The organism is Armatimonadota bacterium (assembly GCA_036504095.1).
Lineage (GTDB): Bacteria > Armatimonadota > DTGP01 > JAKQQT01 > JAKQQT01 > DASXUL01.
On record DASXVS010000045.1, the window covers coordinates 56,977 to 82,314 of the forward strand.

Consider the following 25,338-nt stretch of genomic DNA (forward strand, 5'->3'; position numbering starts at 1 on the left):
CCGGAGGAAACATGGCCTCTCCGGGGTGACGTTTCAGCCTCTCCTATTCTCAGTGCCCTGCCACGGAAAGGACGCTGCCATGAGAAAGCTCATTGCAGGATTTGCGTTGCTGGTCGCGGCGATTGCCACGGCGCACGCGCAGGCTCCATTTGCGGATGTACCTAAGGACCACTGGGCTTACGAGGCGGTAAGCACCCTTTCTCAGCGTGGCTACATGCTTGGGTACCCTTCAGGATCATTTGACGGTAAAAAGGCGATGACGCGCTACGAGTTTGCCGTCGCCATCGCGAGACTGCTCCCTCAGTTGGAGCAATCGATCAAGGAGCAGATCTCCGCCGCCACCCCGGCGCCGAAACCTGCACCGGACCTGACCGGCCTCGCCACCAAGCAAGACCTGCAGACCCTGCTCACCAAAGAGGATTTTGATTCCATCAGCAAACTGGTGGATCAGTTCGCCCCCGAACTCAAGATGCTCGAAGTGGACGTGACCGGTCTCCGGCGCGACCTCAACAGCCTCACGAAGCGTGTCGCCAAGATCGAAGATGAACTCTCCCGCGTGAACATCAGCGGCGAAATGAACATCATCGGCCGCGGCAGCAGCATCCAGCGCAGTTCGCTCGCCCGCAAGGTCTATCCCACCGATTACGATGGCCGCACCCTTCAGCGAACGGACAATATCATCGACCCGGCCCAGGTTTACTACGATATGGACCTGGCGCTGAGGCTTCGGGTGAACAAGGGCATCTATGCCAACACCGTTCTGAACGTCGGCAACTACCTCGGAGGGTTCGCTTCAGCCCCACGCGTCGATTTTCCGTACGGCGCTGCAGGCAAGGGCAGCCTCAACAGCGAGATCACGCCGTGGAAGGCTTATGTGTCCGCTCCGTTCCACGCTCCGATCCTCGGGCAGGTTCAGGCGGAACTTGGCAAGACCGGCATCAAGTTCACGCCATACACGCTTCGCCTGCAGGATTACGACACCTACACGAAGCTCACGAAGACCGATAACGGCGAAATCGTGTTCAGCGGCGCAAAGGGCAAGTTCAACATCGGTCCGGTAGGCTTCGTCGCCTATGCCGGCCAGCATGGTAACGACGCGACCTCCACAGGCATGCCGATCTTCGTCACGACCAACTTCACGCCGCGCCCCCAGAATCCGCTAAAGGAAGTGCCGCTCGCTCTCTTCCCGGGCATCCCTCCGGCATTCATCGAACTGAGGCAGTCCGCCGGCGTTCACGCCAACTTTGCGTTCGGCAATGAGAACACCCTCGGCGGAACGTATATCGAGGCGGGAACCGCCGAACAGACCTACTTCGACGGCTCCAACTCGCGGAACGTCAAGCGTGCTGAGATCTATGGCGCTGACGCCAAACTGAACCTCGCCATGGGACTTAGGTTCAAAGGCGAATTCGCTTCCAGCCTTCTGACCGACGAGCCCAAGCTCGGCGGCAGCGGCGGCGTCTGGCCGAACAACAAACGCAACGCTTTCGACGGTCGCCTGTCCCGGGAGTTCGGCCGTCTCGACCTCACGGCCGGGTACCGCCGGATCGATCCCTTCTTCGGCGCTCCGGGCGCCTGGGGCAGCATCGGCTCCTGGAAAAACCCGACGAACATTCAGGGTTTCGTGAGCAATGCCGAACTCGAGCTGACCAACCGCCTCTCCCTGGAGGGCGCGTACGACAGCTACCGTTCGGTGGTCCGTGGAGTCAATACGCTTGTAGACGGTTCAACCGGGCTGAGCGCATCGGGCATCGGCAATGCGTTGGACAATTCCGGTGACACCAAACTCCAGCACATCAAGGCCGGCCTCAAGTACGACCTCACGGGCGCCACGACTCTGGATCTGGGGTTGGAGCAGGTTCTCTACAAGGACCTCGCCAATTCAAGCATCCGATCCGCCAACGGAGACCCGCGCGAATCCTACTACAACTTCGGTCTCGGCAGCGACCTCGGCGACAATACGACGCTCAGGGTTCTCTACCAGATCATTGATTACAAGCACCATTTCCTGACCGATGGACAGGACGCCCGCGGCAACGTGGCGGTCGCCCAGTTCCAGGTGAAGTTCTAGAACGGTGATCGATGCGGGGCGGTGGGTGATGGGTTGATACTCTGTCGCCTGCCGTCCCGCATTGTTCGTTTTGGCGCCGCTGTTCGCCGGGCCGCAACTCATCCTACAATTTGTGCGAACGTCGATCGACCCGCGATCGCGCTGTAACCTGGAGGAGCCACCCGTGATTATCTGCGTTAGCGCCAACCCGTCCCTGGACCAAATACTCGTCACCAACGGTTTCGCGCTTGGCGGCAAGGTTGAGCCCACGCGTTGGACGGTTTCTCCCGGGGGGTCCGGTGTTCGCATCGGTGTGGTTGCCCGCCAGATGGGCGCTCCCACCGTGGTGACCGGCTTCCGGGGTGGCGGCGCGGGCCAGTGGCACGCCCGCCTGATGGACGGTTTGGGTTTGGAGCATGATTTCGTGGAGATTGAGGGCGAAACCCGCGGAACCGTGCTTCTCCTGGACGAAACGCAAGGCTTTATGGTCGAGCTGCCGGGCCGGGCCCCGGACATCACCCCCGCCGATACGGAGCGCCTTCTTGCCAAAGTGAAGGAACTGGCCGGCAAAGGCGATTGGGTGATCATCTCCGGCCGTTTGCCCGCCAACTCCAGCGCCGACCTCTACCACGACATCGTCGATGCGGCACACTCGGAGGGTGCGCTCGTCGCGGTGGACGCTCGCGGTCCGGCCCTGATTTCCGCCCTTCGCGCGGTGCCGGACGTGTGGAAGCCGAATGCGGAGGAGATGGAGGAGGCGTTGGAGGCCGGCATTGACCCGGTGGCTCAATGTGAGGCGGGCACCACCATCCTTCTGTCTGAAGGGAAGCGGGGCGCGTTGTTGCTGCAGAAGGGCAGTGCGATGCGCTTTTCGCCGCCGCCCCTTCGCCCCTGGAATCCGGCCGGCAGCGGAAACGCCCTCCTTGCCGCCACAATCGCGGCGCTCCACGAGGGGACATCCTGGGAAGAGGCAGTCCGTGAGGGTCTGGCCGCCGGCGTTGCCAATATGCGCTATGACGTTGCCGGTTATGTGACGCGTGAAGAGGTGAAGGCCCTGGCGCCGCGCGTGACGATGACCGACGAGCGCGCCTGACCCGTCGCGTAGCCGTTGGGGTCCCCGGCAATGTCCAGAAGCGGCGCCACCTTAGCTCTAGTCCGTTCGAAAGGCCATCTGATGCAGAAACGCTTTGTTCTACTGTCACTGCTCGGCATCCTCTGCGCGCCGGCGTTCGCCGCCAGCCCGTTCCGGCAGCTCTACGATCTGGATGACCTGCCGCTGCTCAAGCCGGGAGTCCGCACGTACCAGGTGTCCAGCCACGATCCGACCGGCGGAAACGCCGATGCGGGGCATTTTGTGCGCGTTGAGGGAAACGTCAAGGTGCTCGCGGATCTGAAGGGCCCCGGAATCGTTCGGAGGCTGTGGTCGGCCAATCCGAGCGGACGGCTGCGGATTACCGTTGATGGAGCGGTTGTCGTCGACGCTCCGTTCCAGGACCTTTTCGAGGCGAAGGTTCGCGGCTTCACGCCGCCGATCGCCGGTCGCAGCAGCGGCGGGTGGTACTCCTATGTGCCCATAGCCTTCGAGAAATCTTGCCTGATCACGGCGACCGATGCGGGGAACTTCTACTACCAGGTGACATGGCAGAAACTGCCGCAAGACTCGAAGGTCACTCCATTCGGAGGGGACTTGAGCGAATCGGACGCGGGATACGCGGCCAAGGCGGAGGATGTGTGGTCGCATCTGGGCGCGCCGCTGGCGGATTCGCGCGCTGTCGCGCTCCCGAAGCGTTTCGTCAGCCTTCCGCCGGGTGGGCGGTGGGCGCAGCCGATACAGGGGCCGGGAACGATCACCTCCCTCCGATTTGCCTTCCCCGCGGGGGTGACGTGGTCCACGTTGCGGCAGACCGTGCTGCGGATCAGTTTTGACGGCGAGAAGTCCGCGGTTGAGGCGCCGCTTGCCGATTTTCTCGGAATGGGATTCGAAGGTGTCCGGTGGAAATCGCTACCCCTCGGAGTGGAGGAGACCGGCGGCTACTGCTACTTCCGCATGCCATTTGCCCGGAGCGCGCGAATCGAGCTTGAGAACCAGTCGCGCTCCGCGTTCCAGGCGTCGTTTTCGGGGTTGGCCCGTCCGGGGGTGCCCGCGACGCCCTATGGGTATTTCCACGCGAATTACCACTCCGCGGTCAACGTCGGCGGCAGGGATTACGTTTTCGGAAGACTCCAGGGCGTTGGCCACGTTGTGGGCGTGACCGAGAGTATGCGGGGTAATGGAAGCCTCTGGTTCCTGGAGGGCGACGAGAAGGTTTACGTGGATGGCTCGAAATCGCCGGACATCTACGGCACCGGTACAGAAGATTTCTATAATTGCGGCTGGTATTTCCAGACCGGGCTCGTCGACGTGGCGCTGCACGGCCTCAGCCACAAAACGGACAATGAGATCGCGGCCTGGCGGTTCGAGATTCCCGACGCCATCCCATTCCGGCGATTTCTCGACTTCCACATCGAGCACGGCGGGACCGATGACGTCGCCGGTTCGGAGTATTCCAGCGTCATTTACTGGTATGGCAAGGCCGGATCGAAGTATGTGGCCGGGGCGTTGCCTCGTGGCTCGGCCCTTCTGCCCAGGCCGTTCGTGGCGCCGATAGAGGGCGCTATCCAGGCGGCGGATGCGAACTGGGTCGGGACAGGCGGCGCGACCATTCGGAAGGAGCCATGGCAGACGCTGGGCAGCTATCGCGGCGCGGGCCGAACCCTGATAAAGGGTGCCGCCGGATCCGGCGCCTCGTTTGGTGTGGAGGCACGATTCACGGACGATTACGACGTGGATGTCTACCTGTCCGGGGCCGGAACAGCGTCACAAGCGACACTCATCCTCGATGGCAGTCCCGTAGGAACGCCCATGCGGGACACGGGCGCCCCGCTTCCCATTCGGAAGGTGAGCGCCGGCGCGGTTCGCTTGACGGAGGGAAAACACGCGCTCGGCGTGCGGATAACGTCGGGATCCTCCATCGCGATTGCCGCCGTCCGGGTCCAGCCCCGCTCGCCGCTCGTTCGGGACTTCGCCGTCCTCGGTCCGTTTCCGATCGCCGGCGCGGAAGGCGCCAAAACACCACTTCCGGCGGATGGGAAAGCCCCCGATCTGTCGAGGGCCTACGCCGTCGGATCCAGAAGCCTGAAATGGACGGTACTGCGCGCGCCGAATGGCCTGCTGGACCTGGCCGCGACGCTGAGCCCTCATGTGAACGTCGCCGCCTACGTTGCATTTGCCGTGAAATCACCCCACGATCAGACCCTGCCGCTGATGATCGGATCGGACGACGGAGTACAGGTCTGGGCGAACGGGGCGCTCGTCACCACCAACAACGTTGTGCGCGGGTTCCGCCTCGACGAGGACCGCGTGCCGGTATCCCTGAAGGCAGGCTGGAACACGATCGTCCTCAAGGTTGCGCAGAAAGACCTTGCGTGGGCGGTGTCGGCGCGCCTCCCGGACCCCGGCAGGCTCCTCCAGTTCGCCCCGATCCCGCCGGCGTCTTAGGGCCTGTCCTTCACCAGCGCGCGACGTGCCGAGGTGGACCGGGTGCCCGCCGCCCCGGCGTCCGGCGATGCCCGCCCGAGCACCATGTGCTCGCGCGGGGCATCGTGTCTAGAATGATCGGGTGATAGAAACAGACCATTCCGGGCGGCGCCCACGTGTCGCTCTCTCCACGCTGGGCTGCAAAGCCAACCAATATGAAAGCGGCCGTATCGCCGCGGATTTCGCCGCGCGAGGCTTCGAGATCACCGACGACGCATCGAGCGCCGACATTGTGGTCATCAATACCTGCACGGTTACGAACGTGGCGGACGGCAAGTCACGCCGGCAGATACGCAGGCTGAAACGCAACAATCCGGCCGCTCTGGTCGTGGCGACCGGCTGCGCGGCGGAGTTGGAGCGGGACAATCTTCGCTCGACAACCGGCGTGGACCTTGTGGTCCCGAATCGAGACAAAGCGGCTCTGGTTGGACGGACGCTGTCGTTCAGGCCAGGGCTCAACGCCCCGCTGCAAATGCTGGACGAAGACGCGATTCCCGCTAACGCTGCCCAATGCCGCCTCACAAGCCTCGGGCGAACGCGGGCCATCCTGATGATCCAGAACGGGTGCGGCTATCGATGCTCGTACTGCATCATCCCGACAGCACGCCCTCTCCGCGAGAGCCGCCCGCTTGAGGGCATCCTGGAGGAGGCCCAGCAATTGGCCGCCGACGGCTATCGGGAGATCGTTCTCACCGGGATTTCCATCGGCTCGTGGCGGGACGGCTCGCGCCGTCTCCAGGACCTCCTTCAGGGTATGGCAAGCATACCGGGCCTTGACCGCATCCGGTTGTCCAGCATCGAGCCGAAGACGGTTACCTTGCCGCTGCTCGATACCATCGCCGCGGTTCGCAGCGCCTGCCATCACCTGCATATCCCGCTGCAGGCCGGGGACGACGCGACGCTCAAAGCGATGAACCGTTATTACGACACGGCCTACTTCGCCGGGTTGATCGAGCGGGTCCGGAGGCGTCTTCCGGATGTGGCGCTTTCGACAGACGTCATCACGGGCTTCCCGACCGAGACCGACGCCCAGTTCGAGGAGACGATGCGATTCTGCGCCGACATGGGATTCTGTAAAATTCACGTCTTCCCGTTCAGCCCTCGGGCCGGAACTCCGGCGGCGGAGATGGAGGATTCGGTGGGCGGCGTGGCGCGCAAGGAGCGAACCGCCCGCCTGATGGCGCTGTCCGATACCGGCGCCCAGGCGTGGGCTGAAGCCTCCGTGGGTTCCGTTGTCGACGTTCTCGCAGAACCGCGCGCGGCGGCCACCGGACTCTATTCCGGCCTGACCGGCAATTACATCCGCGTGCACTGGGACTGTGAGGCGGATGTTCGGGGCCAGATCGTACCTATACGGATCACCGGCGCCCGGGGCGGGGAAGCGCTCGGCGTACGAGTATGAACCGAACGGAACCGGCAGGCGACAGGGTGCGCCGAAGCCTCAACATGCCGTGGAAGGGCGAGTTTCGCCACCCGACCCTGGTGATGGGGATCGTGAACGTTACCCCGGACTCGTTCCAGTCTGTCGGGCGGCACAACCGACCGATGGATGCGGTGGAACACGGCCTGAGCCTTTTCGCCGACGGAGCCGATATCCTCGATGTCGGCGGCGAATCCTCGCGTCCGGGCGCGCCCATCGTGCCGGTGGAGGAAGAGCTTGAAAGGGTTATCCCGGTTGTCCAGGGCCTCGCCGAGCGATCCTCCGTTCCCATATCGGTTGACACGCGGAAATCGGAGGTTGCGGAAGCGGCCATCCGGGCCGGCGCACGGATCATAAACGACGTATCCGCCGGACGGTTCGACGCGCACATGTTTCGCGTGGTGGCGGAGTCGGATGCCTTCATCTGCCTGATGCACGGCCCGCTGGACACCACGGCCATGCAATGGTCCACCGCCGAGGTTCGCCGCGGAGCGGATATCGCCGCAAGTGTCGCGGGATTCCTATCCGCGCGCGCGGAGGCCGCTGTTTCCGGGGGCATCGACGAAGACCGTATATGGGTAGATCCCGGTTTCGGGTTCGGAAAAACAGTCGGGGACAACCTTCGGCTGATCCGTGACCTGAACCTGATCACCTGCCTCCCATGGCCGGTCATGGTGGGAACCTCCCGAAAGAGCACACTCGGCGCCGTTCTGAACGGCGCCGCTCCGGAGGATCGCCTCGAGGCGACGCTGGCCACTGTGGCGCTGGCCATTCGATCGGGCGCTGCCATCGTTCGCGTACACGACGTGGCGGCCGCTGTTCGAACTGCCCGAACGGCGGATGCTATCGTACATTGCGGGCAACCGTAGTTCAAACGATGCCCGATCCACTGTAGGAGGAATCGCATGAACGCATTCAGAGGAATCGCCTGCCTGATTCTTGCTTTGCCTGCCCTCGCCCACGCCGACGATCGTCCCAGCACACGGACCGGCGATTTTCGAGACTTCCCCGCGTTTGCATCCACGGTTCTTGGGAACGTGCGCAAGGTTACAGTGATGCTGCCGCCGAGTTACGCCGCCTCGCCGCAGAGGCGCTATCCGGTGCTGTACGCCCATGACCTTCAGAACCTGTTCGATGAAAAGGGGTCGTTCATCGGCAAGGAGTGGCGGCTGGACGAAACACTGACGCAAATGTGGTCGGCTAAACGCATCCCGGAGATCATCGTGGTGGGTATCGCGAACACCCCGAAGCGTATGTCCGAGTATATGCCCGGGCCGACGGGTGACCAGTACGTCAGGTTCATCACCGTTGAACTCAAGCCGTTCATTGACAACCGGTTCCGAACAAAACGGGGGCCCGCCGATACCGCGATGATGGGGAGCAGCATGGGCGCTCTGATCTCCGTTTGGGGGTCACTCACGAGGCCGGACGTTTTCGGCGGCGCGGCGGGGCTGTCCCCCGCAATGCAATTCGCGGATGAGATTCGAACGCGTATGGAGTCCGAGCGTCCATCGCGAATCCACTGGTATCTGGACGTCGGAACCGACGAGATACCCGGAGATGCCGGCCAGCGTTTGGTGCAGGCGTTCCGCGACGCTCGATCGGCCCTGGTGCAGGGCGGTTACCGCGAAGGTACGGATTTCGTGGCGGAGGTCATTCCCGGCGGGGTACACAACGAGGTTTCGTGGGCAGCCCGCGTTGACAAACCGCTGGAGTTCCTGTTCGGCGGAAACGACGAGGCTCCCAAGACGCATCGATAGGGGACCGCGGCCCATCGTGTCACCGGTGTGACGACAGGTATATAGACGAAATCGGGACCGGCGAGCAATTCGCCGGTCCCGTTCGTGAAAGCCAAACCCGCGCTGGTTACTGAACCGGCGGAAACTTGGTTTCGATCTTGTACGTACCGCGGATCTTGTTGAACCATGTGCCGGACGAGGTGGCCTGCTGCTTCTTGGTTTCGAGAGCCTTGGCTACGGCGGCCTTCTTGCTTTCCGGAGTCACCGGGTCGTTTTTGATCTCGACCACCTGGATCAGGTGGAGGCCGAAAGTTGTCTTCACCGGGGTGGGGGTAATCTCGTCCTTCTTCATCGAGAAGGCCGCGTCTTCGAACGCCTTGACCATCTGTCCGCGCTTGAAGAACCCGAGGTCGCCGCCGCGGTCCTTGTTGCTCATGTCGTCGGAGTATTCCTTGGCGAGGTCATCCCACTTCGCGCCGGCTTTCAGTTTGTCCTGGACTTCCTGCATGCGCTTCTGAGCGTCCGCTTCGGATCGCTTGTCGAACTGGTCGCCGATGCCTACGAGGATATGTTTGGCGTGAACCTGATGGGCGTCCTTCTCCACCTGGTCTTCGGCCGTCTTGATCTCCTCGGGGGTGAGTTTCGTCGTTTTCGCTTCGTCCTCGCCGATCTTGCGAGCCAGGAGCTGAATCTTCATGTCGGCGAGCATGTTCGCCTTGCCGTAGCGATCGACGATCTTATTCCAATCGGCGGGCTGGCGGCCGGCCTGGCTGGTGAACTGCTGCTTCTGGACGTCAAACTCGGCCTGGACCTGCTTCGGCGTCACGGCGATTTTGCGCTTCTGGGCTTCCAGCAGAACGATAGTCTGGTTCACGGCCCGGTCTGTCACGGACTGGCCGCCTTCGCGCCACATTCGATCGAGGACGTCCTTCTCATAGATGGGGGTCTTATTGACCATGGCCACGACGCCTTTGGGCAGTTTGGCCGCCGCCGGCGCCTTGGCGGCAGGCTTCGCGGTTGATTTCGGGGCGGTTACGGGCGCAGCCAGGGCCGCTACTGCGCTGACGAGAAGCATGACAGCGGGTAGGCCACGAGTGATCTTCGATTTCAAGCGGACACTCCTTTCAGATTAGGGGAAACTGTGCGCACCTTCCGCGGGGAAGGTTGCGCCGATAACATACTCTTGCGCTTGCGGGGGAAGGCCAGGGGCCCATCAACCCGGCTTGGCAATCCACGATGATTCTATCCCAATCGACGCGCAAGGTCAATTGAGTGCGAGCCGTACCGGGCGGCCTATGGTTGATAAGGGAGCTGACGCTGAATCGAACAGGCCTTCTCCGCCTTCGGAAACCAGGTGGAGACTTCCTTCGCGATCCCCTTCTTGCGAGCCAGCGTCTCGTCCATCGCCTTCTTGATGTCGGCCTCGGTTGGCAGAATGTCCTTGCGCTCCACAACCTCCGCGACGGCGTAACCGCTGCCCAAGCGGAGGATCCGGCGCGATTCCGGACCTGGCTTGGCGGAGAACAGGAAGTCCTCCAGGGGCTTCTCAACTTGTTCGCGGGTCACAAAGCCGAGATCGCCTCCGTGGCTCCGCGTGCTGACGTCATCGGAGAACTCGAGGCTTACCGCGTCCCAGGTTTTGCCGGCATCGAGAGCGGCCCGCGCCGCATCGGCCCGTTCCTTCGCGGCGGCTTCCAGACGGCCTCCGAACTCCGCGCCGATGCCTACCAGGGCGATTCGGGCGCGTACCTTGTGCGCGGCTCGCGTCAGGTCCGCGCGGACCCTCGCCTCTTCGTCGGGGGTGAGCACCGTTTTGGCGGCCTCGTCATCCCCAATCCGAACGGCCAGCAGGCTATCCCTCTGCTGAGCTTCGATGTTCTTCAGGCCAAATCGGGCTACAAAATTCTGCCAGTCCAGGGGAGTATGCCCTGCCGCGGTCAGAAATGTCGTCTTGTACTCAAGCATGCGGGTTTGCAGGTCCTCGGGGGAGAGGGTGATCCCGCGCTTGGCGGCCTCATCGAGCAGAATCCGCGACTTGATCATGAAATCCAGCGTTACAGCGCCCGATTCACGCCAGAGATGACTGTCAATGGTTGATTTGAGGACTGGAACCCCGTTGACGGTGGCGACAGCGCCCGGCGGCATGGCGAGCACGGATCCGCAGCCCGCGCACGCGAATAACGTCACCAGGGCACACGAGAACGTTGTAACAGAAACTGGGAGTTTCAATCCAGGGCTCCTCTTGCACGGGAAATCCGCGCCGCTCAGCATATTCGGCCGTCAATCCATAAGGCGACCGATCACTCCGTTCGGTTCCAGGAAACTGAAATTCGAACGCCACTTGATTGTAGAATGAGGCGCCCCGGCGTTCCAAAAACCGCGGAAGCGCGCCCGTCGCCCGGAGAGGGCAGGGACGCGCTTCAATACAGCCGGCGCGGTGAGCTTACTCGGCCGCAGGCGGTTCCGGAGCGGGCGCTTCGGCTGAAGCCGGTTCCGCGCCGGCCTTTTCCGCGGCGGCAGCCTGCTTGGCAGCTTCCCGCGCGGCCCGCGATTGGCCGCCACGCCGGCGGGGCGGGCGCATGTAAAAGCGGGTGGGTGGCTCTTCGCCTTCCGCGGTTTCTGTGGCGGCTTCACCCTCCGGCGCGGTTTCGGCCGGAGTGTCCGCCCTGGGCGCTGCGGCAGGCGCTGTTTCCTCCGCCTTTTCGACGGTCTCCGGCACCGGGGAAGCCACTTCGACGGGAGCTTCCTCGACGGTGATATCGGTTTCAGGCTCGACGGACTGGCCCTCGGCCTGGGTCTCTTCACCCTGCAACGGAATCACCCGTGTCTTGTTGGGATCGGCCTTCGGCAGCGTAATGGTGACCACGCCGTGGCTGAAACTGGCTTCGGCGCGTTCCGCATCCACCGGCGCACCGAGTTCAACCGTGCGCTGATACGGACCGGCGCCCCATTCGCGGCGCAAGTAGTTCGGGCGCTCTCCACCCGCGGGTTTCTGGTGGGCGCGGATGGCGAGGCTCTGGCCGCGGACGGAGATGTCGATCTCCTCCGGAGCAAGGCCGGGCAGCGGCGCCGTAACGATAAAGGCTCCCTCGGAGTCCACGATATTAAGGGTCAGGTGCTGGGGCTGATCGCCGCCGGCCCCGCGCCCGCCTTGGGGGCGGCGTCCGCCGCCGCTGAAGTCCTCCAGGAGGTCTTCGATCTGCTGACGCAGTCCACTGATGTCGAAACCACGGTTCCGGTCCATAACCACCTTCTCCTTTGCTTCACCGCCCGACGGCGCGCAAACGGCGCGGACCTGCGGGACGGCTCCACAACACTTTACGCCATAACCCCGTCGTGGTTTCAAGCCCGCACGTCGCCCGTGCTTGTTTCTTCGCCGATTTGGGCCCCGGGAGCCCTCGTGCCCGGGATCCGGCCGATGGAAGCGTGCGCGAATACCCGACGCTTTCCTGGTCCGCACCCCCTCCCGAGGCGCCGCGTTTGACCCACGCGCGGCAGAATGGTAACATGGATGAGCGCGGACCGAGACGGTCGGCGCTTATCCGCGTATGGAGGTTGAATTTGGCGATTGACACAAGCGATTTCAAGAACGGCCTGAGTATCCATCTGGAAGGCAAAATCTATCAGATCGTGGAGTTTCAGCACGTGAAGCCCGGCAAAGGCCCGGCCTTTGTGCGCACCAAACTGCGCGAGGTCCGGATGGGCAGCGTGATCGAGAAGACGTTCCGCGCCGGAGAGAAGATGGAACAGGCCATCCTCGAACGAAAGTCAATGCAGTATCTCTATGGGACCGGCAGCGCCTATGTTTTCATGGATACCGAGGACTACGAGCAGACCGAGATCTCGGCCGCCACACTCGGATCACAGGTTAAGTACCTGAAGGAAAGCATGGAAGTCTCGGTCCTGACGCACAACGGCGATGTGCTAGGCGTTGAGCTTCCCGTTTCGGTGGAACTTGAGATCGCCGAGACCGATCCCGGCCTTCGGGGCGACACCGCCAGTGGCGGTGGCAAACCCGCCACGCTGGAGACAGGCGCGGTAGTCACTGTTCCTTTGTTCCTCAACGTCGGCGACAAGGTCAAGGTTGATACCCGCACGGACCAGTATCTTGGCCGCGTGACCGGCTGATTTCCGAACGCGCATACGAGGTGCGCAACGCCCGGCAGATCGCACCATGTCCGTCAAACGACCCGCCTCAACTGACCGCAGACCGCGGCGATCACGATCCGCGGCGGACATTGCCAACGACGTCCTCGCGCTGATTGCGCGGCTGGCGGCGCTGGTCTTCATCGCGTCCCTTGCCTACATGGCCTATGCCGCGTACGGTGGCCCTCTTTCTCAGTACCCCAACACATTCGACCCGGCGCTGTCGAAACAACTGACCCACAACGTCCAGGTTGCCTCCCAGGCGATGCTGATCTCGGGCGTTGTCGGTTCGCTCAGCCTGGTCGCCCTCCTTTGGGGCTGGGACTGGGGCTGGATTCTGTTCGCGATTGCCGGCGGCCTCCTGTACGCGGCGCTGCCATACTTCGCTGTCCCGTTTCTCTCCGAAGCATCCCGCAGCATGGTTCGGCAGAACCATCCGGGCGCCGATATTCTGGCTGCTTGGCGGACGACCGGGTTGGCGCTTCTCAGCGCAGGCGGCCTTCTTCTGGCGGGCTGGATAGGGGAGCGGTTACAGGATTCGCTGGCGGCGCCGAGGCGCGCTGGCAGCCGCCTGAAGGTTCCATTTTACAGCTCGTGCTGGCAAACGCATTACTGCAAGGACGAGATCAACAAACTGTGCATGCCGGGGCGCAACGGCTACCACAAGTCTTGCTGGCGCTATAAGAGCGGCTGTATCTGCGACGAGAGCATTGCGGACAAGGTTTTCGCCGAGGCGCGGCAGAAAATGGGAAAAGACGCGGCGAAGTGGCTGGGCGCCCCGGGCAAAGCCCCCGCTCCGACGTTAGCTGACCGGTTCAAATCGACCTATCACAAAGCTCCGTATCAGAAGGTCGCCTGCGCCGACTGTCCCATCTACAATTTCCATGAGGTCCAGAAGCACAAGATTCTGGCACCGCTCACCCTGGTTGGCGTTCCCGCGCTTATGCTGTACGAGGCGGATGCGCTGCACGCGTGGTATGCGAGGGCGATGGCGTCAATCGACAAAGTTACGCTGCGCCTGGCGTTCGACCCAGCGCATACGTCCATAGTTCGATCACAGATTCGCGGCGCGCTCGACATCCCCCTCATGGAATGGGTAACCTTTGGGCTTGCCGCGCTCGCGCTGATCACCCTGGCGGCCCGAATTCTTGAATACTGGTGTTTTGAGGCCAAACTGTAGTAGAGGAGTCGTTACTTGCGAATTGAGACGATTGATGAACTGGCGGACGTTCTCGCCCAGTCCGAGCTTGCGAGCCTGGAATTGGAGGCTGATTCCTGGAGCATTACCCTCGAACGCGGCGCCGTCGCCCCTCGACTCGCCGCACCGGAAGCCGGGCCCGCGCCGGTTGATCACAGCGCCCCGGTGGGCGCCTCGCATACGGCCGAAGCCGACGCGATTGTTGAAGCCGCGGTTGTCGGCGTGTTTCACGAGGCTGCGCCTCAGGTGACGCTGGGGCAGGCCGTACGTGCCGGCGATCTGCTGGGGACGATCGACGCACTCACGATTCGCAACGATGTTCGCGCCGATTCCGATGGCGAGGTGTTGGCGGTGCACGTCGAGGACGGCCAGCCGGTTGAATACGGGCAACCATTGTTTTCCCTGAGTTGCCACGGAGGACGGTAATGAACCACAGGTCCGCGCAACGCGGCGAAGGCATGCTGGGGCTTTTGATTGTCGCAGTGCTCATCGCTGTGGGGTTTTTCCTGTATTTCCGCCTTCAGAAGCCCGAGCCCGCGCCGATACGTCCCGGGGGTCCGACCACCTACCTGGGACAGAGCCTCGAAAAGGGTACAGAAGTAGACTGCCGCAACAATCTCAATCAGATTCGCGTGGCCATCACCATGGCCCGGACCCAATCCGGCGAGACCGAACCACCGCCGGCTACGCTGCCGTCGCTGCGCAGTCAGGGAATCGGCCCGCAAATGCTTAAGTGCCCCGTGACACAGCAGCCGTACCAATACAACGCCCAAACGGGCCAGGTCTGGTGCCCAACACCAGGTCACGAAAAGTTCTAGCTTGGAGCGGCTTGCGCCGCCGTTGCGGACATTGCACGTTTCGTCTTTCGCGCGAGGAACCATCATGCCGATCCTATTTCACAACGGGACCATACGTACACTTGGCCCGTCGGGACTCGTAAACGAGCTCTTGTGCGATGCGAGGGGTTATGTGCTGGCGGTTGGCGGCGCCGCACTGGACCACCCCTTTGCGGCAGACGCCCTCAGGGTAGACCTTGAAGGCCGCACGGCCCTTCCCGGGCCGGTAGACGCCCACGTTCACCTGTTGTGGAACGCTCAGAACGATCTCTGGCAGGCGGATCTCACCGGAAGCCGATCCGTTGACGAGGTATGCGAGCGACTGCGAATCCATGGCGCCGGCCGGCCGGACGGATGGCTGATGGGTCATGGCTTCGATCACGAGTTGTTCCCGACCCACGCGTTCCCGACGAAAGCGGACCTGGATTCCATCGCCCCGGACCGTCCGTGTCTTGTTTCCCGGGTCTGTTACCACGCCATTGTGGTGAACAGCAAAGCACTTGAGCTGGCGGGATTGGAATCCGCCTCGGGCCTCCTGACCGAAGAGCGCATGGACCCGGTCTACGACTGTGTTCCGCCTCCGACGCGGGGTCAGTGGCTTGAGATATGCGAGCGCGCAATGGAACTGGCCGTTCAGGGCGGCTTCACAGGCGCCCACGTTCTCGTCGACACCGCCGATGAGATCCGGGCGCTTCAGTCGCTCCATCGGCAGGGCCGGTTGAAGATCCGGGTTCGGATTCAGATTCCCTATCGCTTGCTGAATAATCTGGAAGGGCTCGGGCTCTCAACCGGCTTCGGCGACGATTGGCTCAGCATCGGCGGCGTCAAGATGTTTTCGGACGGCTCCATGGGCGCCCGCACCGCCGCGCTGACGGCAGGCTATTCGGACGATCCGGGCAATACGGGCGAACTCATCCACACCCCCGATGAACTGGAGCGCATGTGCCGCGCGGTGCAGCAGGCCGGCTGCCAGATGGTGATCCACGCCATCGGCGACCGAGCCATGGACGTCACAATCGATGCCATCACGAATGCGGCGGGCGAAACCACCAGGTCGCGCCGCCATCGGATCGAACACGCCAGCATTGTGCGGCCGGACCAGATCACCCGCCTCGCGAAAACCGGGATTGTGTGCTGCATACAGCCGCAGTTCATCGTTACGGATTTCTGGACGGTCCAACGCCTCGGCGAGGAGCGGAAGGGCTGGATTTACCCGTTCGCCTCCATGCTCAAGGCGGGCATTCGAATGTCGGGTGGCACCGATTGCCCGGTTGAGCGACTCAACGCCATGGAAGCCATCGGACGCGCGGTGACCCGGGACGCCCCTTGGCGCGGCGCCGACATCTCGCAGGGCTTCGTGCCGGACGAGTGCCTCTCGGTGGAGCAGGCCTGGGACCTCTATACAAAGGGAAGCGCGGTCAGTGGCTTCCAGGAGGATTGTACCGGCACTCTCGAGCCCGGAATGGCCTGCGACTTCATCGCTCTGGATGAGGACCCGTTCACGGGCGATCCGAGAAGGCTGGAGACGATGTCCCCGGCGCTCACGGTAGTTGGAGGCGTGGTTCAGTATCGGAAGGCTGAGTGAATCCCGTTAAGCGATTTTCCCTCCCGTCTCTGCTATGTGCCATTGCCGCAGCAACGGCGGCCGCGACTCCCGCAGCGCACCGCCCTTCCGTTCTCGCATCGATCCGTCTGCCTTTCACATCCAGCGCATCCCCGGCTGTGGCGGACGTCGACGGTGACAGCCGCCCGGAGATTGCAGTCACGAGTGACAACATCGGGGACATCACGCGGCAGCGGTACGACCCCCTCAATGTGAATGAAGTCGCCTTGATCGGATGGCGGAACGGCAAGGTCGACATGCTGCGGGGCTGGCCCCGGCATACGCGGGACGCGACGCTCGGGCTTGCGATGGCGGACCTGGACGGCGACGGTCGCGCCGAAATCCTCGCGGCATGCGGACAGGACATCGCCCCGGCCGCTATGCGGGCGACTGGGACCTGGCTGGTATCGCGTCTGTATGTGTGGAGCGGCGACGGCAGCGCGGTTGCCCCGTGGTACCCGGTCAACGAGGATACGTGGCAGGGCCTCGCGTACGGGCACGCTTACGCCGCGCCTCTGATCACCGATCTGAACGGGGATGGCCGGTTGGAGGTGCTGCACGCGTCACAGGGTGTGTGGGAGGGGGACGCATTTCAGAACGGATCTCTGCGCCTTTATTCCGCCTCAGGCGCGCTGCTCGCGCGAACCCAGACCGATTTTGCCGCGCTCCCCTGGTATGCGCTGAAGGGGTTTGCCATGGACTCTCCCGCTGTCATCGCGGATCTCAATGGGGACGGCAGGCACGAAGTGGTCGCCGCGACTTACGACGGCCATCTGTATGCCTGGACCGCAGTCGGGTCGCCAATCAGGGGGTGGTTTCCGGCCGACAGGGCTTCCACGGAACTCCCGAAGGGCACCCTGATACGCGGCGGCATCGCGGCCGCGGACATCAATGGCGACGGGCGCGACGAGGTCATCGCCGGCGGCTACGATGGAGCGCTCTACTGCTGGAGCGGCAGCGGCCGTCTCCTGTGGAGGACAGTGTGCGGCAAGGCGCCCCTCACGTCGGGAGTCGCCGTTGGGCGGTTGAGGCGTGGAACGGGCGAAGTGGACGCGGTGGCCGGTGATGCGGCGGGAGTGCTGACCGTCTGTAACCCGAATGGCGCCATCCGTTGGCGTTTCGCCGCAACTCCCGGGAGCGGCATCTTCGCGGAACCGGCAATCGGTGACGTCAATGGCGATGGGACGCAGGACGTCGTTGTGGGCGGAACGGACGGCTATGTGTACGCCCTGGACGGCGAGAGCGGGACGCTTCTGTGGCAGGTTCCCACCTGTGCGGCGCCGACCCAGGAAGGAATGCGCTTCGAAAGCATATTCGGCGCCCCGGCGTTGTGCGATCTGCGCGGCAACGGTCACCTGAACGTGGTGATCGCGACGGGCCAGCGCTACATCGCCGACGTTCCGTCGCATACGTGGAAAGGCTTCGGACATGTTATCATTCTCGACTGCGGGCCGGGTACATACAATGCGACGAAGATCGACTGGCCGCAGTATCGCGAGAACGCGGGCCGTACCGGCCACCTCGCACCACCCGGGGATCCCCGGTAGGCCCGCAAGTCTTTTACAGGAGACGTATCATGATTGCCAGATTTACGTTCGCGCTCTGTTTAGGATGCCTTGCCGGCGCCGGGTTTGCAAAAGGCGTGCCGGCGGTGCGCCTGCAGCGCATGTCGCACGGCCTCAATTTCGGAGCGTACCGGTACGCATCCGAGGACGCGGTTTCGGAGCCACTGGTCCGGGCATTGGCGAAGGCCGGATTCAAACACGTTCGTCTGACGGTCGATCCAAAACGGTTCTGGCTGCCCGATTCACCGGCGATCCTCGACCCGGATGGCCTCAAACGATTGGACGCCGTGCTCGGCCGCCTGTTGTCCAATCACTTTGCCGTTAGCGTGGACATCCACGACCCCGACAAGCGTGTGTGGAACGATCCCGAGTGGGGCACCCGCTTCGTAGCTTTCTGGGGCGCGCTGGCAAAGCACCTGTCGAAGTACGATCCAAACTATCTCTTCCTTGAAGTGTGCAACGAGCCGCTGTCGGACACGCCGGCGGTATGGGACGCGCTGCAGGGCCGCTGCCTGGCCGCCATGCGCAAATCGGCGCCGCGCCACACGCTCCTCGCGTCACCGAACATGCAGATTGCCCCCGGGAACTGGAATGTGCTGGAGGTGATGAAGACGTTCAAGCCCGTCGGCGACACAAACGTCGTGTACACCTTCCACTACTACAACCCGTTCCTGTTCACGCACCAGGGCGCCACATGGTCGTGGGATGGCGTCAAGGGCCTGAGCGGTGTTCCATACCCGTCCTCTCCTGAGGCGGTGGCGGCTGTCGCGGAGAAGTACCCGGAACCGCAGAAGGGCTACATCCTGCAATACGGCAAAGAGCGTTGGGACGCGGCGAAGATCGCGGTGGACATGAAGCCGTACATCGAGTGGGGCAAGAAGTACAACGTGCCACTCACGTGCGGCGAATTCGGCGCATACAAGAACGGCCCCACCGTTGACCGGCTGACGTGGCTGCACGACGTGCGCGTGGCGTTGGAAGCCTATAAGGTGCCGTGGACGATCTGGGATGATGGAGGCGGTTTCGGCGTGACCAACGGCAAGGACGATCAACTGGACAAAGAAGCCCTCAAAGCGCTGGGTTTGAAGGGGTAGGAGAGCCCTGGGAGCGCTGCCATAGCTTTCGTGTAATCGTGTACAGCACATAGACCAGGCCGCCTGCGACGACGAGGCATATGTCATCAAATACAGCCAATGGACTTCCAGCATATCCCCACTTTGTCCGTGCAAACAACCTGGCAGTATCGGACAGGGGGGTACCAAACGCTGCGGCCACAGCCCAGGTCAGATTATCCTCGGAAGGCAGCGATATGGTGACGCCCCGTCTCCGCCTTCGGCGCAGGGTAAGCTTCCATGCCAGCAACGCGCAGACAAATGGAGGCATCGTTAGAAGACAAGGCCTGATCCATTCCGACGGATAGTTTCCACTCCACTGTGCGAGTCCCATGAGCAGGAACAGGTTCGGAACGCCAAACGCTAGAAACAGTGCGACTGGACTGACCCGCCAGAACGATGGCGTTGCTGAATCTTTTCGACGCATGAAATCTCCTTGAGTTAACGTTCGTACGGCTCCACCACGGTGAGGCCTTCCACTGCGGCGAAGTGCTTGGTGTTGAAAGTCGCAAGCGTGGCGCCGGCTTCGATCGCGGTCTGGGCGATAAGAACATCAACGATGCCGAGACCAGATTTGAGTCGGAGCGCAGAGTAGCGCGCGAGCATCTCGTCGCAACCACTCGCCGTTGCCCATCTGATCTCTGTATCCTTGAGGAGCGCTGAGACCCCTCGCGCGGCCGCCGCATCTCGGCAACCCGTGTACAACTCAAGCGCCGTATAGCCGGTGACGATCGGGTCTGTGTCCTGCGCAGACAACCAGTGAAGCGCCGGAGCATACTCGCGGAGGACATCGACGAGTACGTCTGTATCGACGACGAGCCTCATTCGTTGATCCGTTCGTTCGAGCGTCGGCGGAGCTCTCGTGCGAACTCCACCGCGTCTCCAATGTCGGAGCGGTCGTTCCAAGCTCCAATCGCCCCGCTTGTTCGCCAGGACGCGACGACCTCGGCTCCAGTTCGATGCTTAGGTACGCTCGCCTGAAGGGACTCAAGCCCTTCGTTAATCGCTTTGACAGCTACCGCCTCTTGTGCCTCATGGCGATCCTCAGAGATCGCTCTCAGGCGGCGTTGCAATTCCTCCGGCAACTCAAGCACGAGTGTCATGCGGGCAACCTCCAAAACTAACTCAGCGGAAGCGGAATGATCCGCTCCCGCTGATATTGTACCAGACAACCGCCTGAGATTACACGTCGAGGTCCTTGGCGTAGCGCGCATTGGCCTCGATGAACTCGCGCCGGGGCTCGACCTTGTCGCCCATCAGCATCGTGAACGTCTCATCCGCGTCCATGGCGTCTTCCATCTGCACCTGCAGGATGGTGCGCCCTTCGGGCATCATCGTAGTTTCCGCCAGTTCCTCGGCGTTCATTTCGCCAAGGCCCTTGAACCGCCCGATCTCATGTTTCTTGCCCTTCAGCTCCTTGCGGATGTCCTTGAGCGCCTTGTCGTCGTAGAGGTATAGGGTTTCCTTTCCCACACGAACGCGGTAAAGCGGCGGCTGGGCGATGTAAACGTGCCCTTCTTCGATGAGCGGGCGCATGTAGCGGAAGAGGAACGTGAGCAGCAGCGTGCGGATATGCGCGCCGTCCACGTCGGCGTCGGTCATGATAATCAGTCGGTCATAACGCAGTTTGCTCATATCGAACTGGACGCCGGAGTCCTTACCGTTACCGTTTCCATTCGTCGCCTTGGATTCGGTGTCCTCAGTCTCCTCCGCGTCGTCCTCAACGCTGCCTGTGTGGATGCCGGTCCCGAGAGCCGTAATCAGTGAACGGATCTCCAGATTCTCCAGCGCGCGGTGGGCCTGCACCTTCTCAACGTTGATAACCTTGCCCCGGAGCGGCAGAATCGCCTGGAACCGGCGGTCGCGCCCCATCTTGGCGGAACCGCCCGCCGAATCGCCTTCCACCAGGTACAGTTCACATTTGCTGGGGTCGCGTTCGCTGCAATCGGCCAGTTTGCCCGGCAGCGCGGCGCTCTCCAGCGCGCTCTGGCGCTTCACAAGTTCGGCGGCCTTGCGCGCTGCCTCCCGGGCGCGCTGCGCCGTGGTCGCCTTCTCCATGATCTTGCGGCCGATCGCGGGGTTCTCTTCGAGGTATTCCGACAGTCCTTCGCCGACCAGCGAGTTCACGATGCCCTCGATCTCGTTGTTCGCGAGCTTTACCTTGGTCTGGCTTTCAAACTGCGGGTCCACAAGGTGAACGCTGATGATGGCGGTGAGGCCCTCGCGGACATCGTCGCCAGCGAAATTGGAGTCCTTCTCCTTCAGGGCGCCCGATTTGCGGGCGTAGCTGTTGAACACGCGCGTAAGGGCCGTCTTCAGGCCGGATACGTGGGTTCCGCCAAACAGGGTGTGGATGTTGTTCGCGTAGGAACGGAGGTTCTCCTGATACCCATCGTTGTACTGAAGTGCGACCTCCACCTCCACATCGCGGCCGAACGGGTCCTGCGTCTTGCGCTGGAGCACGATGGGGGGATGGATGGCGTCCTTGTTTTTGTTCAGTGCTTCTACGAACGCGGCCATTCCGCCTTCGTGGTAGAAAACCTCTTTGCCCTTCGGTTCCACGGGCTCGTCCGAGGCTGGCTCATCTTCGTCCACCGGCTGTGTTCGCAGGTCTTCCAGCGTAATGCGGATGCCGCTGTTGAGGTAGGAAAGATCACGCAGGCGATCCCGGATAAGGTCGTCGTGCCACTCCACCGTAGAGAAAATCTCCGGGTCGGGCATGAAACGCACCGTCGTGCCGGTCCTGTCCGAGTGTCCGACCTCCATCAGTTCGGTCGTTTTGGGGCCCCGCGAGAACTCCATGCGGAACTTCTTGCCTAGCTGCTCCACCTCAACAATCGTCCACTCGGATACCGCGTTCACGCACGACACACCGACGCCGTGGAGGCCGCCGCTGAATTTGTAGGCGCTGGCTTTTCCGTCTTCCTTGAACTTGCCGCCGGCGTGAAGCTGCGTAAGAGCAAGTTCCAATCCGGAAACACCCTCGGCCTTGTTGATGCCCGTGGGGATGCCGCGCCCGTCGTCCGCAACGCTGAGGGATCCGTCTTCGTGGATCACAACGTCGATGTTCTTGGCGTACCCCGCCAATGCCTCATCGATGGAGTTGTCCACCACTTCTATGAAGAGGTGGTGCAGACCGCGAAGGTCTGTGCTGCCTATATACATGGCCGGGCGACGTCGTACCGCTTCCAGCCCCTTCAATACCTGAATCTGATCGGCGTCGTACTGTTCGCCCTCCAGTTGCTGGCGGTTCATATCCTTCGGTGTAGCCAAATTTCCCTCGTTTTCAAAAGCCCGTAATTGCTCAATAATGCCCTGAATTCACTACTTTCAGTATAGTCCGTGGGGGGGTACGGACTCAAGCGCAGGCGGGGCGTAAATGAGCGTGCGGGACACCGGATTTGGGCGCCTCCGCCGCCCCTGGCGCGAGGCGCTAGAATGAATGAAACGCCACCCGATCATCGGAGGGACAATCCGGTCTCCGGTGAGCCATCATCGCAGCAAAGGATAAGCAGCATGTCAGATAACACACTTTCGCCGAGGCCGGCCGTAAACCGCCTGGTCCCATATTCGCCCGGCAAGCCGATTGAAGAGACAAAGCGAGAATTCGGCCTTACCGATGTCATCAAGCTCGGATCCAATGAGAACGCCCTCGGGCCATCGCCAAAGGCGGTCGAGGCGATGAAATCCGCGCTTGGCGAGCTCAATCTGTATCCGGATGGCGCGGCGTTCACGCTGAAAAACGCTCTCAGCGAACGCTTCGGCCTCCCCGCCGGGTGCATCACCATCGGCAACGGTTCGGACGAACTGATCCACTACCTGGGGATTGCGTACCTTCGCGAAGGTGACAACATCGTCCAGGGCGATCCGTCGTTTGTGCGCTATGAGTCGGCTGCGGTCCTGAACGATACCGAATGCGTCAAAGTGCCGCTGAAGAATCTGACCTACGACCTGGAGACGATGGCGGACGCGGTCAACGAGCGAACACGGATGGTTTTCGTCTGCAACCCGAACAACCCGACCGGAACGATCAATACGAAGGCTGAGGTCGAGCGCTTGATGGACCGCGTGCCCGATTCGGCGCTCATTGTTCTGGACGAGGCTTACTGCGAGTACGTCGGCTCACCCCAATACCCGGATTCCATTCAGTACGTCAAGGACGGCCGCAATGTCATCGTGCTGCGCACTTTCAGCAAGATATACGGTATCGCCGGCCTCCGCGTGGGGTATGGCCTCGCGCGGCCCGATATTATCAGGGCCGTGGAGCAGGTTCGAGAGCCGTTCAACGTGAACAGCCTGGCCCAAGTCGGCGCGACCGCCGCGCTGTCGGACACGGAGCATCTTCAGCGAAGCGCCTCGAACAACACCGAAGGCAAGAAGGCTTTCTACGCGGCATTTGAAGCCATGGGGCTGCCGTACGCTCCCAGTGAAGCCAATTTCGTGTTCGTAGATGTGAAGCGGGACTGCCGGCCGGTATATATGGCCCTTCTCCGAAAAGGCGTCATCGTGCGGACCGGCGACATCTTCGGACTGCCAACTTATCTGCGCGTGACGATCGGCACTCCCGAAGAGAACCAACGCTTCCTGAGCGAACTCAAAGCGATCCTCGCAGCATAGTCGATCCTCCGGCCCGGGCAGCGCTTGATCTGCCCGGGCCGTGCTGTCTGCCCCTCCCCCGGTATGCCTCGTCCGCGCTATCCGATTCGGCAAGACACCACTACGCTTAAGATTTCCCCAAAATACTGTACTTCGCCGTCTCCTGACCGCTACCGTGACAGCGAAGCCGAATGCCTGTCACTTGGCGCGAATTTGCCCGCTACGCCACACCATCGCCCGGCTTCGAGCATCGCCGCCGTTTGAAGCACATCGGCGACCCCGAATATTCACGCGTCCGGTCTAATGTTTGAATGCCACCAAGCCAAAGACATGAGTAGAAGATTCATCGCGATAATTACACTGTATCTGGCATTGGCCGCCGCTGTGACAGCAAAACCAATACAACGTAACGTGACCGGCTATTTCTGGCTGCCGGAAGGGGATTCCTCGCCCTACTGGACGCTCGCGGACCACGCGGACTGTTTCACAGCCCTCGCTCCCACGTGGCTGTCCTTCGACGCCTCCGGAAAGTTTACGGACAACTCGGATAAGAGACTCATCCGCTTCGCCCACGCTCACGGCATCAAGGTGACCCCGCTTGTGGCGAACAGCCCGTTCCGCGCCGAGGTTGCCCGTCCGATCTTTGCGAATGAGGAAGCCGTCCGGGCAAACGTAGCCCTTTTGCTGAAGACGATTCAGGCGTCCGGCGCCGACGGCGTCAACGTTGACATCGAGGGCGTTGCGCCGGCGAATCGGCCGCTGTACAACGCGTTCATCGAGGCGCTATGCAAGGCGTTCCACGACGGGAAGCTCATTGTGACCCTGGACCTGCCCGCGAAAACGGCTGACACGCCCGCCGCGGAATGGGCCGGTTTCGGCGATTACGCCTTCCTCGCAAAGCACGCCGATCAACTTCAGTTGATGTGCTATGACGAGCATTGGAGCGGCGGAAAGGCAGGGCCGATCGCATCGATCCCGTGGGTCCGAAAAGTGATGGAATATGCCACAGCGGTGATTCCCAAGGAAAAGGTCGTGATGGGGGTGCCAAATTATGGCTATGATTGGCCGGCAACGGGCAAGACGACCGAAGTCACTGCTGCAAGGGCATATGAATTGCTTGAAACCTACCACCTGACGCCTGAGTGGGATGCGGACGCTCAGACCTGCTGGTTCGAGTATACGGACGCGGCAGGCGTTCGGCACACGGTGTATTTCGAGCACGAACGCACGAGGCAGGCGCGGCTTGCACTGGCAAAGGAATTTGGTATTGCCGGCGTTTCCATCTGGCGCCTCGGCGAGGAATCGTCCGGGTACTGGGCGCCCCTGAAGCGCTTCAAAGACGGTCGTTGACAAATGTTCATTTCCATGAGATTCTAGAGACACCCGCGGCATTGGTTCGTGGAGGGGTGCGGCTTGGCCGCCGCTGCCTTCCCATCCCGTAATCATTTTGCTTTATTGTCCGGCGAGATACGTGTCGCAATTCTGAGCGGGGTTTA

General features: G+C 62.2%; 21 protein-coding genes. 15 read left to right on the forward strand and 6 right to left on the reverse strand.

Going from position 1 to position 25,338, the window contains the following annotated elements; translation table 11 throughout:
• The first annotated feature begins 79 nt into the window (after positions 1–79).
• The 6 genes from VGM51_10105 (at position 80) to VGM51_10130 (ending at position 8,807) form a co-directional block, all read left to right on the forward strand.
• Positions 80–2,071 carry an S-layer homology domain-containing protein gene (locus VGM51_10105; protein HEY3413392.1) on the forward strand — a complete coding sequence of 664 codons (1,992 nt, stop codon included), beginning with the start codon at positions 80–82 and terminating at the stop codon, positions 2,069–2,071.
• Positions 2,072–2,234: 163 nt separating this feature from the next.
• Positions 2,235–3,143, forward strand: coding sequence for a PfkB family carbohydrate kinase (locus VGM51_10110; GenBank protein HEY3413393.1), 909 nt, complete (start codon positions 2,235–2,237; stop codon positions 3,141–3,143).
• A gap of 81 nt (positions 3,144–3,224) precedes the next feature.
• On the forward strand, positions 3,225–5,588 hold the full coding sequence (locus VGM51_10115; protein ID HEY3413394.1) for a DUF2961 domain-containing protein: 2,364 nt from the start codon (positions 3,225–3,227) through the stop codon (positions 5,586–5,588).
• Positions 5,589–5,709: 121 nt separating this feature from the next.
• Positions 5,710–7,029, forward strand: coding sequence for a tRNA (N(6)-L-threonylcarbamoyladenosine(37)-C(2))-methylthiotransferase MtaB (mtaB, locus tag VGM51_10120; protein ID HEY3413395.1), 1,320 nt, complete (start codon positions 5,710–5,712; stop codon positions 7,027–7,029).
• Positions 7,026–7,916: a dihydropteroate synthase gene (gene folP, locus VGM51_10125; protein ID HEY3413396.1), complete on the forward strand. Its 891-nt coding sequence runs from the start codon at positions 7,026–7,028 to the stop codon at positions 7,914–7,916. The genes mtaB and folP overlap by 4 nt, the downstream gene beginning before the upstream one ends.
• Positions 7,917–7,952: 36 nt before the next feature.
• Positions 7,953–8,807 (forward strand): alpha/beta hydrolase-fold protein, encoded by an 855-nt coding sequence (locus tag VGM51_10130; protein HEY3413397.1) that lies wholly within the window; start codon positions 7,953–7,955, stop codon positions 8,805–8,807.
• A gap of 106 nt (positions 8,808–8,913) precedes the next feature.
• Here the strand turns inward: VGM51_10130 and VGM51_10135 are convergent, their stop codons facing one another.
• The 3 genes from VGM51_10135 to VGM51_10145 all read right to left on the reverse strand — a co-directional run bounded on the left by VGM51_10135 (position 8,914) and on the right by VGM51_10145 (position 12,030).
• Positions 8,914–9,897 carry a peptidylprolyl isomerase gene (locus VGM51_10135; GenBank protein HEY3413398.1) on the reverse strand — a complete coding sequence of 328 codons (984 nt, stop codon included), beginning with the start codon at positions 9,895–9,897 and terminating at the stop codon, positions 8,914–8,916.
• A 182-nt stretch (positions 9,898–10,079) separates the two neighbouring features.
• Positions 10,080–11,015, reverse strand: coding sequence for a peptidylprolyl isomerase (locus tag VGM51_10140; protein HEY3413399.1), 936 nt, complete (start codon positions 11,013–11,015; stop codon positions 10,080–10,082).
• A gap of 214 nt (positions 11,016–11,229) precedes the next feature.
• Positions 11,230–12,030, reverse strand: a complete 801-nt coding sequence (locus tag VGM51_10145) for an Hsp20/alpha crystallin family protein (GenBank protein ID HEY3413400.1) — start codon at positions 12,028–12,030, stop codon at positions 11,230–11,232.
• A 323-nt stretch (positions 12,031–12,353) separates the two neighbouring features.
• On the opposite strand from VGM51_10145, the gene efp reads away from it, so the two are divergent.
• The 7 genes from efp (at position 12,354) to VGM51_10180 (ending at position 19,228) form a co-directional block, all read left to right on the forward strand.
• A complete protein-coding gene (gene efp, locus VGM51_10150; protein ID HEY3413401.1) occupies positions 12,354–12,914 on the forward strand; it encodes an elongation factor P in 561 nt (186 codons plus the stop codon).
• A 46-nt stretch (positions 12,915–12,960) separates the two neighbouring features.
• Complete coding sequence (locus VGM51_10155) at positions 12,961–14,112, forward strand: hypothetical protein (GenBank protein ID HEY3413402.1); 1,152 nt, start codon at positions 12,961–12,963, stop codon at positions 14,110–14,112.
• Positions 14,113–14,127: 15 nt separating this feature from the next.
• Complete coding sequence (locus VGM51_10160; GenBank protein HEY3413403.1) at positions 14,128–14,556, forward strand: biotin/lipoyl-binding protein; 429 nt, start codon at positions 14,128–14,130, stop codon at positions 14,554–14,556.
• Positions 14,556–14,948: a hypothetical protein gene (locus tag VGM51_10165; protein HEY3413404.1), complete on the forward strand. Its 393-nt coding sequence runs from the start codon at positions 14,556–14,558 to the stop codon at positions 14,946–14,948. The genes VGM51_10160 and VGM51_10165 overlap by 1 nt, the downstream gene beginning before the upstream one ends.
• A gap of 64 nt (positions 14,949–15,012) precedes the next feature.
• On the forward strand, positions 15,013–16,551 hold the full coding sequence (locus VGM51_10170; GenBank protein ID HEY3413405.1) for an amidohydrolase: 1,539 nt from the start codon (positions 15,013–15,015) through the stop codon (positions 16,549–16,551).
• A 137-nt stretch (positions 16,552–16,688) separates the two neighbouring features.
• Entirely contained in the window at positions 16,689–18,116 is a 1,428-nt protein-coding gene (locus VGM51_10175) for an FG-GAP-like repeat-containing protein (protein ID HEY3413406.1), read from the forward strand.
• A 29-nt stretch (positions 18,117–18,145) separates the two neighbouring features.
• Entirely contained in the window at positions 18,146–19,228 is a 1,083-nt protein-coding gene (locus tag VGM51_10180; GenBank protein HEY3413407.1) for a cellulase family glycosylhydrolase, read from the forward strand.
• A 459-nt stretch (positions 19,229–19,687) separates the two neighbouring features.
• Here the strand turns inward: VGM51_10180 and VGM51_10185 are convergent, their stop codons facing one another.
• The 3 genes from VGM51_10185 to VGM51_10195 all read right to left on the reverse strand — a co-directional run bounded on the left by VGM51_10185 (position 19,688) and on the right by VGM51_10195 (position 22,501).
• Positions 19,688–20,071 carry a PIN domain-containing protein gene (locus tag VGM51_10185; GenBank protein HEY3413408.1) on the reverse strand — a complete coding sequence of 128 codons (384 nt, stop codon included), beginning with the start codon at positions 20,069–20,071 and terminating at the stop codon, positions 19,688–19,690.
• Positions 20,068–20,349 carry a hypothetical protein gene (locus tag VGM51_10190; GenBank protein HEY3413409.1) on the reverse strand — a complete coding sequence of 94 codons (282 nt, stop codon included), beginning with the start codon at positions 20,347–20,349 and terminating at the stop codon, positions 20,068–20,070. The genes VGM51_10185 and VGM51_10190 overlap by 4 nt, the downstream gene beginning before the upstream one ends.
• A 79-nt stretch (positions 20,350–20,428) precedes the next feature.
• On the reverse strand, positions 20,429–22,501 hold the full coding sequence (locus tag VGM51_10195; protein ID HEY3413410.1) for a DNA topoisomerase subunit B: 2,073 nt from the start codon (positions 22,499–22,501) through the stop codon (positions 20,429–20,431).
• 261 nt (positions 22,502–22,762) lie between these two features.
• Here VGM51_10195 and hisC point away from each other — a divergent pair, with 261 nt between their 5' ends.
• The gene (hisC, locus tag VGM51_10200) at positions 22,763–23,863 is read left to right on the forward strand and encodes a histidinol-phosphate transaminase (protein ID HEY3413411.1); all 1,101 of its coding nucleotides are present in this window, start codon (positions 22,763–22,765) and stop codon (positions 23,861–23,863) included.
• Between the two features lie 309 nt (positions 23,864–24,172).
• Positions 24,173–25,192, forward strand: coding sequence for a glycosyl hydrolase family 18 protein (locus VGM51_10205; protein ID HEY3413412.1), 1,020 nt, complete (start codon positions 24,173–24,175; stop codon positions 25,190–25,192).
• Positions 25,193–25,338: the final 146 nt, after the last annotated feature.